At 38.5% G+C, this 15715-nt stretch carries 13 protein-coding genes; 10 read left to right on the top strand and 3 right to left on the bottom strand.

Annotated elements, in window-relative coordinates:
* Positions 1-12 precede the first annotated feature (12 nt).
* Genes F4V57_RS10650 through F4V57_RS10620 form a run of 7 tightly spaced genes read left to right on the top strand, consistent with a single transcriptional unit; the run spans position 13 to position 7786 of the window.
* Complete coding sequence (locus F4V57_RS10650) at positions 13-1164, top strand: glycosyltransferase (RefSeq protein WP_070069427.1); 1152 nt, start codon at positions 13-15, stop codon at positions 1162-1164.
* Entirely contained in the window at positions 1161-2243 is a 1083-nt protein-coding gene (locus F4V57_RS10645; RefSeq protein ID WP_070069305.1) for a glycosyltransferase, read from the top strand. Before F4V57_RS10650 ends, F4V57_RS10645 begins: the two co-directional genes overlap by 4 nt.
* On the top strand, positions 2243-3388 hold the full coding sequence (locus tag F4V57_RS10640; protein WP_070069304.1) for a glycosyltransferase family 4 protein: 1146 nt from the start codon (positions 2243-2245) through the stop codon (positions 3386-3388). Before F4V57_RS10645 ends, F4V57_RS10640 begins: the two co-directional genes overlap by 1 nt.
* Positions 3385-3993 (top strand): sugar transferase, encoded by a 609-nt coding sequence (locus F4V57_RS10635; RefSeq protein WP_070069303.1) that lies wholly within the window; start codon positions 3385-3387, stop codon positions 3991-3993. The genes F4V57_RS10640 and F4V57_RS10635 overlap by 4 nt, the downstream gene beginning before the upstream one ends.
* Positions 3993-4661 (top strand): acetyltransferase, encoded by a 669-nt coding sequence (locus tag F4V57_RS10630; RefSeq protein WP_070069302.1) that lies wholly within the window; start codon positions 3993-3995, stop codon positions 4659-4661. Before F4V57_RS10635 ends, F4V57_RS10630 begins: the two co-directional genes overlap by 1 nt.
* A 15-nt stretch (positions 4662-4676) precedes the next feature.
* Positions 4677-5858, top strand: a complete 1182-nt coding sequence (locus F4V57_RS10625; RefSeq protein ID WP_070069301.1) for a DegT/DnrJ/EryC1/StrS family aminotransferase — start codon at positions 4677-4679, stop codon at positions 5856-5858.
* Between the two features lie 44 nt (positions 5859-5902).
* On the top strand, positions 5903-7786 hold the full coding sequence (locus tag F4V57_RS10620; protein ID WP_070069300.1) for a polysaccharide biosynthesis protein: 1884 nt from the start codon (positions 5903-5905) through the stop codon (positions 7784-7786).
* A 378-nt stretch (positions 7787-8164) separates the two neighbouring features.
* Here F4V57_RS10620 and F4V57_RS10615 read toward each other — a convergent pair whose 3' ends face one another.
* From F4V57_RS10615 to F4V57_RS10605, 3 genes are read right to left on the bottom strand one after another with little or no spacing between them, the layout of a single operon-like run.
* On the bottom strand, positions 8165-10357 hold the full coding sequence (locus F4V57_RS10615; RefSeq protein WP_070069299.1) for a polysaccharide biosynthesis tyrosine autokinase: 2193 nt from the start codon (positions 10355-10357) through the stop codon (positions 8165-8167).
* A 6-nt stretch (positions 10358-10363) separates the two neighbouring features.
* Positions 10364-10798 (bottom strand): low molecular weight protein-tyrosine-phosphatase, encoded by a 435-nt coding sequence (locus F4V57_RS10610; protein WP_070069298.1) that lies wholly within the window; start codon positions 10796-10798, stop codon positions 10364-10366.
* Between the two features lie 3 nt (positions 10799-10801).
* Positions 10802-11923 (bottom strand): polysaccharide biosynthesis/export family protein, encoded by a 1122-nt coding sequence (locus F4V57_RS10605; protein ID WP_406564515.1) that lies wholly within the window; start codon positions 11921-11923, stop codon positions 10802-10804.
* A gap of 445 nt (positions 11924-12368) precedes the next feature.
* Here F4V57_RS10605 and F4V57_RS10600 point away from each other — a divergent pair, with 445 nt between their 5' ends.
* The 3 genes from F4V57_RS10600 to fcl all read left to right on the top strand — a co-directional run bounded on the left by F4V57_RS10600 (position 12369) and on the right by fcl (position 15712).
* On the top strand, positions 12369-13532 hold the full coding sequence (locus F4V57_RS10600; RefSeq protein WP_070069296.1) for a nucleotide sugar dehydrogenase: 1164 nt from the start codon (positions 12369-12371) through the stop codon (positions 13530-13532).
* 84 nt (positions 13533-13616) lie between these two features.
* Positions 13617-14735, top strand: coding sequence for a GDP-mannose 4,6-dehydratase (gene gmd / locus F4V57_RS10595; RefSeq protein ID WP_070069295.1), 1119 nt, complete (start codon positions 13617-13619; stop codon positions 14733-14735).
* Positions 14735-15712 carry a GDP-L-fucose synthase gene (fcl, locus tag F4V57_RS10590; protein ID WP_319822796.1) on the top strand — a complete coding sequence of 326 codons (978 nt, stop codon included), beginning with the start codon at positions 14735-14737 and terminating at the stop codon, positions 15710-15712. Before gmd ends, fcl begins: the two co-directional genes overlap by 1 nt.
* Positions 15713-15715: the final 3 nt, after the last annotated feature.

The raw sequence follows: 15715 nt of genomic DNA, 5'->3' as shown, positions 1-15715 counted from the left end.
ATACAAACCACAATGACAACAAGTACAATCACACAGACCAATACCCAAAAAATTAGAATTACGTTTTTGATGCGCTCTGCGCAAGGCGGTGGTGCAGAACGAGTGACGATTGCATTAGCCAATCAGTTAGCAGCGAAAGGCTATCATATTGATTTTATCTTTATTCAGGCTGTTGGGCCATTTTTACAAGATATTGATCATAGAATTCATGTCATTGATTTGGGCGTTCGTCGTACCTTATTGGCCCCTGTCAAGCTGTATCAACAATTAAAACGTCATCGTCCTGATGTTTTAATTTCGGCTTTGAATTACATCAATATTATGGCAATTATGGCATGTCGCTGTTTAAAGGGTAAACGTCCGAAAACCATGATTACTGAACATGGAACATTAAGTGCAGTATTAGAAAGTTTAAGGGGAACAGGCAAGCTGGTACCGATGTTGATGCAACGTTGTTATCCTTTTGCGGATCGAATTATTGCAGTATCTCATGGTGTGGCAGATGATTTGGCTCAGCAGTTGCAATTGTCACCTCAGCAGATACAGACCATTTATAATCCTATGGATTTTGATAAAATTTTCAGTAAAAAAAATATTCCGTTGAACCATCCTTGGGTAAATTGTGGAATTCCACTGATTTTAGGCGCAGGGCGTTTGGTTGAGGTCAAAAACTTTCCCTTATTGATTGCTGCTTTTGAACGTGTACGTGCGCAGCAAGCTTGTCGTTTAGTGATTATCGGTGAGGGAGAAAAACGTACTGAGCTTGAAACACAAATCCAAAGCAGTGCCTATGCCCAAGATATTGCCTTACTTGGTTTTAGTGATAATCCGTATCAATGGATGGCCGCGGCTAATCTATTTGTGTTGAGTTCCAGAACGGAAGGTTTACCAACTGTGTTAATCGAAGCCTTATTGTGTGGTACACAAGTTATCAGTACAGATTGTCCTTATGGCCCAAGAGAAATTTTGCAGGATGGACAATTCGGAAGTTTGGTACCGGTTGATGATGTGGCAGCATTAGCAGCAGAAATGCTGAAAAAATTACAACATACATCCGCTCCACAAATAGATTTGACCACATTAGCACAGCGTTTTGGTCAGGACAGTATTACTTTGCAATATGAACAAGAAATTCAACAACTTTGCTCAGGAGCCACAGCATGAAAATTCTGCATGTGATTCCGAATTTTCATGCCATTGGCGGTGCTGAAATGATGTTGTCGCGCCTGATTTTATCCCGTTCGGATTGCGAACATGCAATTGTGGCATTGATCAATGATGTGGATGATACCTTTGCACAGGCAGCGGCACAATGTCGACAGGTGACGGCATTACACTGGAATGGTATCAATACCCTGTCTGTGATTAAACAGCTCAAAAATTTAATTCAAAAATATCAGCCAGATGTTGTACAGGGCTGGATGTATCATGCCAATGTGTTATCTACATTGGCTTGTAAAGGTTTAAAAGATAAACCGAAATTGGTATGGGGCATTCATCATTCTTTAACCTCACCCAAAGACGAATCGCTAAGTACTAAAATTTCATTGCGTATGAGTCGGGCACTGACCAAACATTGTGATGCCATTGTGTATTGTGCACATTCTGCATTGGAGCAGCATAAAGTGTATGGTTTTCGTCATCCAAAACAAATGGTGATCGCCAATGGTATTCAGATCGAACAATTTCAAATCAATGAAACATTGCATAGTCCGATTACGATTGGTTTTGCCGGACGTTATCATGCAGCCAAAGGTTATCAATATTTATTTGAAACCATTGCCTTGTTGCAAGATCAGCCATTGAAATTTCGTATTGCAGGTAAGGGGGCTAACTTTAATAATCCAGATATTCAACAATGGATTAAGGCCTTGCAGATTAATCCGCATCAACTTGAGTTACTTGATCAAGTTAGGGATATGGCAAGTTTTTATCAAAGTGTTGATGTGTTTTTAATGACCTCTATTACAGAAGGTTTACCTACCGTATTGATTGAAGCCATGGCAAGCGGTGTACCTTGTATTAGTACTGATGTGGGAGATGCCACGAATATCGTACAGGATATCGGCTGGATTGTTGCATCACGCCAACCCGAACAACTCAAAAATGCAATCATCACTTACCTGAATTTACCTGATCAGGAGAAAAAACAGTTAAAATTGGCAGCACGACAACAGATTGAGCAACGTTTTGCACTCTCGCAAGTGAGTCAGCATTATTTGACATTATGGGAAAGTCTTTGATGAAGTTTTTGATGATTTGTAGCTATTTTCCTTCGGTGATTAATTTTCGGGGAAAACTACTGGAAGCGATTGCCAATCAGGGCTATGAAGTGCATGTGATTGCACCTGATTTGGCTGATTATTCGCAGGATCAGCAAACCCTGAACAATCTTGGCTATCATTTGCATCAGGTGCCAATGCAGCGTGCGGGAACCAACCCCTTGCAGGATTTAAAAACACTCAACGCATTATATCATTGCATTAAAACTATTCAGCCCGATGTGGTGCTGGCTTATACCATTAAGCCTGTGATTTACGGTATGCTGGCTGCAACCCTGGCTAAAGTACGCCAACGCTTTGCACTGATTACCGGTTTAGGCTACGCATTTAGTGGTGTTGAAGAAGGCAGAAAAATTTCTACATTTCAAAAAATTGTCTATGGTTTATATCGAAGGGCTTTAAAGCATAGCCACAAAGTATTTTTCCAGAATCCGGATGATCAAGCATTATTTCAAAAATTAAAATTATTAAATGCATATACGCCAACGGTGGTGGTAAACGGTTCTGGTGTGAGCGTTAAACAATTTGACGTACTGCCATTGCCTCTTAATGCCCAGCAACAACCCAAAGCTGCATTTTTATTAATTGCCCGTTTATTGATTGATAAAGGCATACGGGAATATGCACAAGCGGCTAAAATCATTAAAAGCCGATATCCTGAAGTTGAGTTTCATCTGGTTGGCTGGATTGATGATAATCCAACAGCCATTTCCCAAGAAGAACTGAATCAATGGATTGCAGAGGATCGGCTTAAATTCTGGGGCAAATTAAACGATGTCCGTCCCGCAATTGCAGAAAGTTCAGTGTATGTCTTGCCATCCTATCGTGAAGGGACACCACGTACTGTACTGGAAGCAATGGCAATGGGAAGAGCGATCATTACCACAGATGCTCCCGGCTGTCGGGAAACTGTAAAAGACGGTGAAAATGGCTATTTGGTACCAGTAAAATCTGTCGATGCATTGGTAGATGCCATGACAAAATTGATTGAAGCTCCACAATTGATCTCACAAATGGGTCAGGCCGCACGGCATCTGGCTTTAAGCAAATATGATGTTGAGCAGGTCAACACACACATGCTACAGGAAATGGGAGTCATCAAATGATGAAACGTTGTCTGGATATTGTCATTTCTGGTACCGCACTGGTGTTGTTATCTCCTGTTTATGCAGTTGTGGCTTATAAAGTGAAAAAAAATCTTGGCTCACCAGTATTATTTCGCCAGCAACGTCCGGGATTACATGGTCAACCTTTTGAAATGATTAAATTTCGTACCATGAAAGATGCTGTAGATGCACAGGGCCATCCTCTACCGGACAGCGAGCGTCTAACTGCATTTGGTAAAATGTTACGCGCCACCAGTCTGGATGAATTACCTGAATTATGGAATGTGCTAAAAGGTGAAATGAGTATTGTTGGCCCACGCCCCTTATTGATGGAATATTTACCTTTATATAACGCTGAACAAGCCAAACGCCATGATGTACGTCCGGGGATTACTGGATATGCGCAAGTGAATGGGCGTAATGCGATTAGTTGGGATAAAAAATTTCAGCTCGATACTTGGTATATCGAGCATCAATCCTTATGGTTAGATTTCAAAATCATGCTAAAAACTGTGAAAAAAGTCATTTCCAAAGATGATATTCACGCTGAAGGTGAAGTGACTATGAGCAAGTTCACTGGTAATCACCAACAGGATCAGAACTAATGTCAGCCCCAGCCATTTATGCGGTGTTTGGTGCATCGGGTTGTGGACGTAGCTTAATGCCAATTGCACGGGAGCAATTGACACGACTGAGTATTCAATCACAGATTTATTTTATAGATGATGCCTTGAACGAGTTGACCATGATTAATGGCCATCCTGCATTAAACTATAGCGCATTTCAGGCACTTGAAGTGCAGCAAAAATACGTATTGATTGCGATTGCCAATAGTCAGGTACGAGAGAAACTGGCAGCAAAAATCCAGCAGGATGGTATGCAGCTCTGGACCGTACAGGCAAATCTCAATGTGGTGATGGATCAGGTTGAAATTGCTGCGGGTGCAGCATTGAGCCCATTTGTGACGATTGGTAGTAATGTCCGAATTGGATGCTGCTTTCATGCGAATTTATATAGTTATGTGGAGCATGATTGTGTTATCGGTGACTTTGTGACTTTTGCTCCTGGTGTAAAGTGTAATGGTAATGTTCATATTGCCGATCATGTTTACATTGGTGCCGGTGCTATGATTAAACAGGGTACAACTGAGCAGCCGTTATGTATTGGGCAGGGCGCTGTGATTGGTATGGGCGCTGTGGTCACCAAAAATGTCCCGGCTGGTGTGACTGTGGTCGGTAATCCGGCACGTATTTTAAATACAAACAATAGATAATTCAGGATTAAACTTATGTTAAATACTGCCTTTGCAACATGGCCAAGCTTTACTCAACAAGAAGCTGATGCGGTGTCCCGAGTATTATTGTCAAATAAAGTCAATTACTGGACAGGACAGGAATGTCGCAAGTTTGAACAGGAATTTGCTGCTTATGTTGGTACACAACACGCTGTGGCTGTTGCAAATGGGACTGTGGCATTAGATTTGGCACTCAAGGCTTTAAAAATCGGTACAGGTGATGATGTCATTGTGACATCACGAACTTTTCTGGCTTCAGCAAGTTCTATCGTGATGGCAGGTGCTAATCCTGTTTTTGCTGACGTAGAGCTCGACTCACAAGTAATCTCCCGAGCCAGTATTGAAGCGGTCTTAACCACAAATACCAAAGCCATCATCTGTGTACATCTGGCTGGCTGGATGTGTGATATGGATCCAATTATGCAACTGGCTGAAGAAAAAGGCCTATATGTAATCGAAGATTGTGCGCAGGCACATGGTGCACAATATAGAGGTCGTAGTGCAGGTTCAATTGGTCATATTGGTGCATGGTCATTTTGTCAGGATAAAATTATGACCACTGGTGGCGAAGGCGGTATGGTCACCACCAATAATGAAGCATTATGGAAAAAAATGTGGTCGTATAAAGATCACGGCAAAAATTTTGATAGTGTTTATCATAAACAACATGCACCGGGATTTCGCTGGTTACATGACAGTTTTGGGACCAACTGGCGCATGATGGAAATGCAGGCTGTTATTGGACGAATTCAATTACAGAACATGCCACAATGGACTGCACAACGATATGCCTATGCTCAGCAGATTTTTCAGGCATTTGCAGACTCGCCATATTTCATAATACATCAGCCAAATGCTGACTATGTTCATGCCTATTATAAATGTTATGTGCAAGTGAACTCGGAAGCATTGCCTGAAGGATGGGATCGTGATCGAATTATGCAGGAAATTAATGCATTAGGTGTGCCATGCTTTAGTGGCTCATGTTCGGAAGTTTATCTTGAACATGCATTTGATTGGACTACATGGCGGCCAAAACAACGTTTGCCACATGCCAAGCAACTGGGTGAAACCAGTTTGATGTTTCTGGTTCATCCAACATTAACCACTGAAAATATGCAGGATACAGTCAATGCAATCCAGCAAGTGATTCAACGCATTACGACAACAGCATAGAGTTTCGGAATCGTTCTTCTTTAAATATAGCCATCAGGACATACATGTTTAAATCTACCTTGAACTATTTTTCATCCATGCGGCGTAGTTATAAAAAATTACTGCTGTTAGTGCTGGATTTATGTGTATTACCTGTCTTAATGTGGGCTGCTTATGTCATTCGTTTATTTGATCTGAAAGTCGGTGTGATGACCGGCCTTGATTTCTGGCCATTATTGGTGATGTTGATTGCGGTGGGTAGTCTATGGCTTATGGGAATTTACCATGCTGTAATTCGCAGTTTTAATGAAAATTTTATTCTGAGACTGGCAGCGGCGACATTGATTACCATGCTGTGCCTGTATGTTGTGGCCAAAACTAGAATTGCTTTTGTACCCATGAGTATTCCAATCATCTTCGCTGCATTGATGTTTGGTTGGGTGTGGACTAGCCGTGCCATCATTCGTATTGTGGTGAATAATGCATTGTATAGTCATATTCCCAAAGCCCGTGTGGTGATTTATGGTGCCGGAGATGCCGGCAGACAAATGGCTGTAGCATTAAATCTTTCCAAAGATCATATTCCTGTATGCTTTCTGGATGACAATCCTAATCTACATGGTTTAACTGTTGAAGGTTTAAAAGTTTATTCGCCATATCAACTGGAACTCTTACAAAAACGGCATCAATTTAATGAAGTTTTATTGGCTATGCCAACCATTGCTAAAAAACGAAAAAATGAAATCATTAAACATCTGGAACCGTTGGGGGTTAAAGTTCGGGAAGTACCAAGTTTTAGTCAGTTGGTCGATGGCCATTTAAAAATTTCAGACATTAAGGAAGTTGATATTATTGACTTGCTGGGACGTGAGCCCGTTCCACCAGTACCTGAACTTTTAGCCAGAAACATTGATCAGAAAGTGGTTATGGTCACTGGTGCAGGTGGCTCCATTGGTTCAGAGTTATGTCGTCAGATTATTCGTCAACAACCTCAAATGTTGATTTTATTTGAGATGTCAGAATTTTCCTTATATAGCATTGATAAGGAACTACGTGGCTTAACCCAGATTAAAATTGTACCGGTTCTGGGTTCGGTGTTTAATCAAAAAAAGCAATATCGCATCATGCAACAATATGCGGTACAAACGGTTTATCATGCCGCAGCTTATAAGCATGTGCCATTGGTTGAGGCCAATCCTCTGGAAGGATTAAGAAATAACAGTGCTGGAACCGCAAAAAGTTTAAATGCAGCAGTAGCTGCGCATGTTGAAACTTTTGTATTGATTTCAACCGATAAGGCTGTGCGACCAACCAATATCATGGGCGCATCAAAACGTCTGGCAGAACTCTATTGTCAAGCAATTGCTGCTCAGCAACCGACCACTAAAATTAGCATTGTGCGTTTTGGCAATGTATTGGGGTCTTCTGGTTCAGTCGTCCCTTTATTTAAGCAACAAATTGCCAAAGGCGGGCCAATTACTGTTACTCATCCAGAAGTGACACGTTATTTTATGACAATTCCTGAGGCTGCCTTACTGGTGATTCAGGCTGGTGCTATGGGTGAGGGTGGTGATGTATTCTTGCTGGATATGGGCGACTCGGTAAAAATTAAAGATTTGGCCGCACAAATGATTGCGCTAAGCGGCTTGAAATTAAAACAACATGCCGATGATGATGGAGATATCGAAATTCAATTTACAGGATTACGCCCAGGTGAAAAATTATATGAAGAGTTATTGATTGAACAAGATAAGGTTCAGGAAACCTCACACGAGCGTATTGTAAAATCTTTTGAAAAACAATTCAGTCTGATAGAAATCCAGCAAGTGATTGAACGAATTGAACAGGCATATCAAGGCAGCGATCGACAGGATTTAGATTGGATTATTACCCGACTGGAATATTTTGTTGATGGTTATCAGCGTGGTAAAGAGATTCAAGTGAATTAATAAAGATATTTTCAGAATGTTTATTGAAAATCCGAGTCTTACTTAAGGAAGTGGAATCATCTAACGTAGTATCAACTTTTTATTTTGATTGTAAAAATCTATGCTTTTGATCTTATGGCGAAAGAACTGGATTAAGATTAGCTCAAAAATTAAAATTATTTCATGAACTTAAACAAAAAATTATCTGTAATTAGTGTTTTTTATCATATTTCTAGTTTGTTTATCTAAGAAAAGAGAAGTTATTGTCATACGCTTTGGAAAACCTTATGTTGCAATTTGATCTTCTCTTTTTAACTTCGCAAATATTTTTGTTGAAATGTATTTTAATAAAAAACCTCTTACTCCCTAAGAAATAAGAGGCTGGAAAATGCTTAAAGATTAAGACTTTTTCTTGTCAGTATTGTATTTATAAGCATAGCTATAGCCGTAACCATAACCAGAGGTCTGAACTTCAATATCGTTCAGGATGACACCATTAATCTGAGCACCAGTATTTTCAAAGCGTTTTTTCACCAGTTCAAGCTCTTTCAACGGTGTTTGACCATAACGTGCAATGACCAGATTTACACCACTGTACTTAGATAAAACCATACTGTCAGTTACAGCCAATACAGGAGGCGTGTCCAATACGATATAGTCATACTGACTCTGCAATTGCTGCATAAGCTGTGCAAAACGTTCACTATTTAATAGTTCAGATGGATTACTTGGATGCTCACCACGTGGAAGAAGATCAAGATTTTCTTGATCCGTAGAGGAAATCACCTGTTCCACTGGAAGCTGCTTAAGCAGAACATCAGATAGACCTTGTTGGTTATTATTTTTAAAATATTTATGCATATAACCGCGGCGTAAGTCTAAATCCATGATCAATATGCGTTTACCATTTTGCGCCAATAATGCTGCAAGATTGGCAGAAATAAATGACTTACCTGCATTCGGTGCAGAACTGGTAATCATCAAAACATTATTTTTGGCTTGAGCCAGCGTAAATAATAAGGTTGTACGAACACTACGTAGGCTTTCTACTGCCATATCATCGCTATGTGTAATGGCAAGGACAGGTAATGTTTTACGTTTTTTAATTTTGGACGGTTGATATTCAGAACGTGGAATTGCACCATATACTGGTAAATCCAGCTCAGTTTCAATTTGTGAGCTATCCCGTACTCCAGAACGTATTATATTACGTAACAGAGCAAATAGGATGCCAATAAAGCCACCAAGGAATATGGATAATAAAAGTACTTGGGATTTTTTTGGTTGTATTGGTTTAACTGGTTCAACCGCAGTATCAACAATACGTACATTACCAATTTCACCGGCCTTGGCCACGTTCATGGTCTGGTAGGTGTTCAGTAAGTTGGTGTATAGCTGGTTTTTCACTTCTACATCACGGTAGTACTGTAAGTATTGTCGTTGTACTTCGGGTAAGCGTTTTAACGTACCATTGAGCTCATTGATTTTTTTGCTGATTGATCCAAGTTGTGCATTAATTTCCTGCATCATTGGATGTTGTTCGGTGTATTGAGATGCCAATTCTGCCAGCTTTTGCTCTAGCTGAATTTTTTGTGTTTCCAGTTCGATACTTTGTTGTAAATACAGTTGAGATTCCTGATTAACATCAACCGTATTATATTGTTCACGGAATTTATTAAAAGCACGTTCCGAATCATCCAGCTCTTTTTTTAATTCAGGCAATTGTTTTTGCAAAAAATTTAAGGTCTGTTCTTTTTCAGCAGAGCTACGATCAACATTCTGTTGTTTGTAGGTTGCCAGAATCACGTTGAGGACCTTGGTAATATGTGCTTTATCCGTCCCTTGGTAATTTAATCCAAGTACACCGGTTTGTTTACCTCGTTCTGCGGCTGAGAAATTACTTAGGATATTGTTTACTGCAGTTGGTAAGGTATTTTTTGTAATCAAATAGCTTTGTTGAGGTGTTGTCTTTGCATCAATACTGATTTGCCATGCACCAATACTTGCAGGTTGATTTAAATTACCCTGATAAACAATTTGATTGGTATCTTGATCAACTAGGCTAAAGGTATTGCCGTTAAAATTCAATAATAAAGATTTATCCAGATAGTTTTGGGGAACATTAAATTTACGAATTTCAAAACTGTTTTGATTCTGGTGAATTGATACTCCAGTTGAATTGTAATTGGTTTTAAACTCAATAGGGCTAACTAATCTTGTCCATAATGATTCATCAGTCGGTGATATTCGAATATCTAAATTTAGTTCTTTAATAGTACTGCCTAAAACCAGGCGAGACTGTAAAATGGCAATTTCAGCCTGAGCCAGTTGCATTCCTCCCAAACCTGAATCTGACATAATACTGGAAAGTTGCTCTCCTAAAAGGGCTGCATTTGCTCCACCTTTAGATGTTTCAACTTGAACCATTGCATCGACAGAATAGGTATTAGGGGTAACTCTTAAATAAAGTAATGCACAAATCATACTGAGTAATGTACATAAGATAATCAGCTTCCATTGTGCCAATAATGAAAAGAAAAGTTCTTTTAAATCAATGGTATCTTCAGTATTTTGATTTATTGAATTGCTCATTAATGATTACACCTTAAAAAATTTTTCCCAATCTTGGATAAATGTCTGGATAAGTTGGCACGCCTGATCAAATGCTTCCTGAGGCTTTTGATAGGGGTCGCTAATGTCTTTATTTTGCCAGTGTCCTAGACGAAATACTTTACCTTTACTAAAAGGAAACAGTTGTTCAAGGTGCTTTTGCTGTTGGGTACTCATGGTAAGTACCACATCCACCTGTTTAACGTCTTCAGCTGTAATCTGTTTCGCTCGATGGTTGGAAAGATCTATGCCAAGACGTTGCATACAAAGTTGTGATTTTTCATCGGCTGGATGGTCTACCATGGCAACCAAACCTGCCGAGTTAACTTGCAAATTTGGAAAGTGCTGTTTGAGCAATACCTCTGCCATCGGGCTTCGGCAAATATTTCCCGCACAAATCACCAATACATTATTAAAATTCATGCATTAATTACCCAGACGATCAACGTTATACAGTGCATTAGAGAATGGAATAATTTGATTAACCACACGTTGCCAACGTGTTAAACCGGTTGCATCGACATAAACAATATCATTACTACTCATTGCAAATTGATTGGCTAGGCCAAAGTCGGCAATATTACTTAAATCCATGTGATAAAGCTGTGTAGTTTTATGTGCCGGATCGGTGCGTAAAATATAAATACGTTTTGCACTGGCAGATAGTGGGTTGATTCCTGCACTTTCTCCCAATACATCACTTAAGGTCATTCCTTGTACGCGTAATGGAATGGACTGTGTTTTAGTTGCTTCACCCATAACATAAACTTTTTGACTCTCTCGTGAATTGACATAAATTGTGTCATGAGGTTGTACATAGAGTCGTTGTAAAGACAGCCCTATTTTTTCTAATTGAACAGGGTTTAAATTATAAGTTATACCATTACGGATTAACTGAATCGATGCATTATCACCACCAATCAAACTATTATCCATTGACATACCACCAGCCATACCGATAGCAGCATAAATACTGATGGGCTGGTCGTTTAAATAAAATTGTCCACTTTTGTTGACATAGCCGACAACAGAAAAAGGTTGTCCCTGATAGGAAATAACTCGAACAACAGCGTCAGGATGTTTAAGATAACTTGCCAAACGGCGGCTTAATTCTTGATTAAATTGGGTAACGGATTTACCGGCAGCTTTAATTGTACCTACTAGAGGAAAGTAAATATTGCCTGATTGATCAATACGATAACCTGATGATATTGCTGCTTGGTCACTATTAACTGTGGAATTTAGCGGAGTAATTTCCGGATAGGCCCACAATTGAATAGAAAGCACATCACCTGCCGAGAGTTTATAGAGCTTTTCAGGAGCTTGAAAAAGTGTGGATAATAATTGGTAATTAGATTGAGGGAAAGCAGTTTGCTGAATGTGGTTTAAACTCTGCTGATTAATAGGAATAACTTCTACAGAGGTACCTAAGTCAGTTTGGACTGTACCTTGTTCCGGAAGATTATAAGTTTGAAAGCCAGACATGGTGGCACAACCAGAACTTAACAAGGCTAAGGATATTATTAAGAAAGAATGTTTTAACTTCACAGGTTGACCCATCTAATTTTTAGCTTTAAGCGTGACAATTATACAAGGATAAACTGCATAGTAATGAGTTTTATTGTAAATGTATAATGAAATTTAAAATGCTAAAGCAAATTTTTGCATAAGATAAGAAATCACAACAAATAGGTATTGTTGTTTGAAAAGCAAATGGTTAGGATTTGTAGCTTAAACAAATTTATATTTTCTCTATAATTGCTTAGGATGGTTAATTGGATGCAAAGCGATATCGCTAATACTATTTTTATTTGAGTGTGACCTATTCTGTAATAATGTGTTTAGATATAAAGTTTGTGATTTTATAAATCCAAAAATATCTAATAGTATAGTAGAAGTAAAGTATGACTTAAAGATATGAGTTATTATATGACTGAATATAGGATATGTAATTTATAAACTTCTATTTTTATGTGGAATTTTTGGAGGATATGTGAAGATTACTGTCGTGGGCACGGGTTATGTAGGATTATCCAATGCAATGTTGTTTAGTCAACAGCATCAAGTGATAGCATTAGATATTGATCAAAAACGTATTGATCAGTTGAACAAAAAAGACTCTCCTATTCAGGATGATTTGATTGAGCAGTATTTAAAACAAGTCACAGATTTTAAAGCAACACGAGATCAAAATGAAGCATATCAAAATGCAGAAGTGGTGATTATTGCAACCCCAACTAATTATGATGAAATAAGCAATTATTTTGATACTAGTTCGATTGAACAAGTTCTTCAAGATTTAGCCAATGTTCAAAGCCACGCTATTATTGTGATTAAATCAACCATTCCTGTTGGTTTTACCCAGAAAGTCCAATCACAATTTCCTCAACTTAAGATTATTTTTTCTCCGGAATTTTTGCGTGAAGGTAAAGCTTTATACGATAACTTATATCCGTCACGTATTGTGGTGGGTGACCAGTCTGAAATAGGGCGGAAAATAGGTAATTTGTTTAAGGAAAGCTGTTTAAAGCCCAATGTTGACATTCTATTAATGGATGCTGTAGAAGCTGAAGCGGTTAAATTGTTTTCAAATACTTATTTGGCAATGCGTGTAGCTTATTTTAATGAATTAGATACGTATTGTGCAGCGCGTGACCTAAATTCCAAGGATATTATTCAAGCTATCGGTTTGGATCCTCGCATCGGCACACATTATAATAACCCTTCATTTGGTTATGGTGGATATTGTTTGCCAAAGGATACTAAACAATTACTTGCGAATTATAGTGATGTTCCACAGAATTTGATTAGCGCCATTATCCAGTCAAATACTACACGTAAAGACTTTATTGCAGCACAAATTTTACAAAAACATCCGAAGGTGGTGGGTATTTATCGTTTGGTTATGAAGGTGGGTTCGGACAACTTTAGACAAAGTGCCATACAAGGCATTATGAAACGCTTAAAGGCGAAAGGTATAGAAATTATTGTTTATGAGCCCGTATTACAGCAAGAGGAATTTTTTGGTTCTCCAGTGGTGAGGGATTTAAAATTATTTAAACAAAATGCTGATATTATTGTAGCCAACCGTTTAGTTTCTGATTTGTCAGATGTGGTGGATAAAGTATTTACAAGAGATATTTTTGGAGATAACTAAAATTTATTCGATTCTAAAAATATTTATTAATAATTTTTTAGAAATGATTTAATCGGAAGTTGACTATTTTATTTTGGTGTAGTTATGAAAAAAGCATTAATCACAGGTATTACAGGTCAGGATGGTTCTTATCTGGCAGAGTTTCTATTAGCCAAAGGCTATGAAGTACATGGTATTAAACGTCGTTCATCATTGTTTAATACTCAGCGAATTGATCATATTTATCAGGATCCACATATTGAACATGCTAGATTAAAGTTACATTATGGAGATTTAACTGATACCTCTAACCTAACGCGTATTCTTGCTGAAATACAGCCAGATGAGGTATACAATTTAGGAGCACAATCTCATGTTGCGGTGTCGTTTGAGTCTCCAGAATATACCGCTGATGTTGACGCAATAGGTACTTTGCGTTTACTGGAAGCAATAAGATTTCTTGGATTGGAAAAGAAAACAAAATTTTATCAGGCTTCAACTTCTGAATTATATGGCTTGGTACAAGAAATTCCACAAAAAGAAACCACACCTTTTTATCCACGATCTCCTTATGCAGTTGCTAAATTATATGCGTACTGGATTGCAGTGAATTATCGTGAAGCTTATGGTATGTACGCTTGCAACGGTATTTTATTTAATCATGAGTCCCCTCGTCGAGGAGAAACCTTTGTTACTCGTAAAATTACCCGAGGCTTAGCTAATATTGCTCAAGGGTTGGATCAATCTCTTTATATGGGGAATCTTGATTCCTTGCGTGATTGGGGACATGCTAAAGACTATGTTCGTATGCAATGGATGATGTTACAACAGGAACAACCAGAAGATTTTGTTATTGCTACTGGCGTACAATATAGTGTTCGTCAGTTTATTACATGGTCAGCTGCTGAATTGGGAATTACGCTTGAATTCACTGGTCAGGGAATAGATGAAAAAGGAACTGTCATTAAGGTTGAAGGTGACAAAGCTCCTGCTGTGAAAGTTGGAGATGTTATTGTTGCGGTAGATCCACGATATTTTCGACCAGCAGAAGTAGAAACATTATTGGGTGATCCAAGCAAAGCTAAAGAAAAATTAGGCTGGGTGCCTGAAATTACAGTACAGGAAATGTGCGCTGAAATGGTGGCAGAGGATTTAAAAGAAGCTCAACGTTTTGCATTATTAAAAGCACATGGCCATGATGTGTCAGTTTCTCTGGAGCATTAATGATGACAATTGATCTGGAACAAAGAGTTTTTGTTGCTGGACATCGGGGTATGGTGGGTTCTGCCATTGTACGCCTGTTGCAGGCAAAAGGTTATCAAAATATTATTACAGCAACTCATGCTGAGCTAGATTTGTGTAATCAGGCTGCTGTGAATGAATTCTTTATCAATAACCAAATTGATCAAGTTTATTTGGCTGCGGCTAAAGTAGGTGGAATTCATGCAAATAATACTTTTCCGGCAGATTTTATTTATCAAAATTTAATGATTGAAGCTAACATTATTCATGCTGCACATCAAAATGATGTGCAAAAGTTAATGTTTTTGGGGTCATCTTGTATTTACCCTAAATTTGCACAGCAACCAATCAAAGAAACGGAATTGTTAACAGGTATATTGGAATCAACTAACGAACCCTATGCGATTGCTAAAATTGCTGGGATTAAGTTGTGTGAAAGTTACAACCGTCAATACGGACGAGATTATCGTAGTGTTATGCCAACCAACTTATACGGCCCACACGATAATTTTCATGCAGAAAATAGTCACGTTATTCCAGCATTGTTAAGGCGTTTTCATGAAGCAGTTAAGGAAAATACAGAAGAAGTTGTGATTTGGGGTAGTGGTAAACCTATGCGGGAATTTCTTCATGTTGATGATATGGCTGCGGCAAGTGTTTATGTAATGGAATTGAATGATACCGTTTTAAAAGCCAATACTCAGCCTATGCTAAGTCATATTAACGTAGGTACAGGTGTGGATTGCACAATTCGTGAACTTGCTGAAACGGTTGCAAGAGTAACAGGCTTTAATGGTAAACTTACTTTTGATGCGACTAAACCAGATGGTACACCACGTAAGCTTATGAATATAAGTCGTTTAGAAAGTTTAGGCTGGAAAGCTTCTATCACTTTGGAAGAAGGTTTGAAAGATGCATATCAATGGTATTTAGAAAATATTGAAACAGTAAGGGCCTAATAT

The sequence above is a fragment of the Acinetobacter qingfengensis genome (assembly GCF_008693185.1).
Taxonomy (GTDB): Bacteria; Pseudomonadota; Gammaproteobacteria; order Pseudomonadales; family Moraxellaceae; genus Acinetobacter; species Acinetobacter qingfengensis.
Note: the sequence above shows the minus strand (reverse complement) of the source record. Positions and strands in the feature narration are given on the sequence as shown.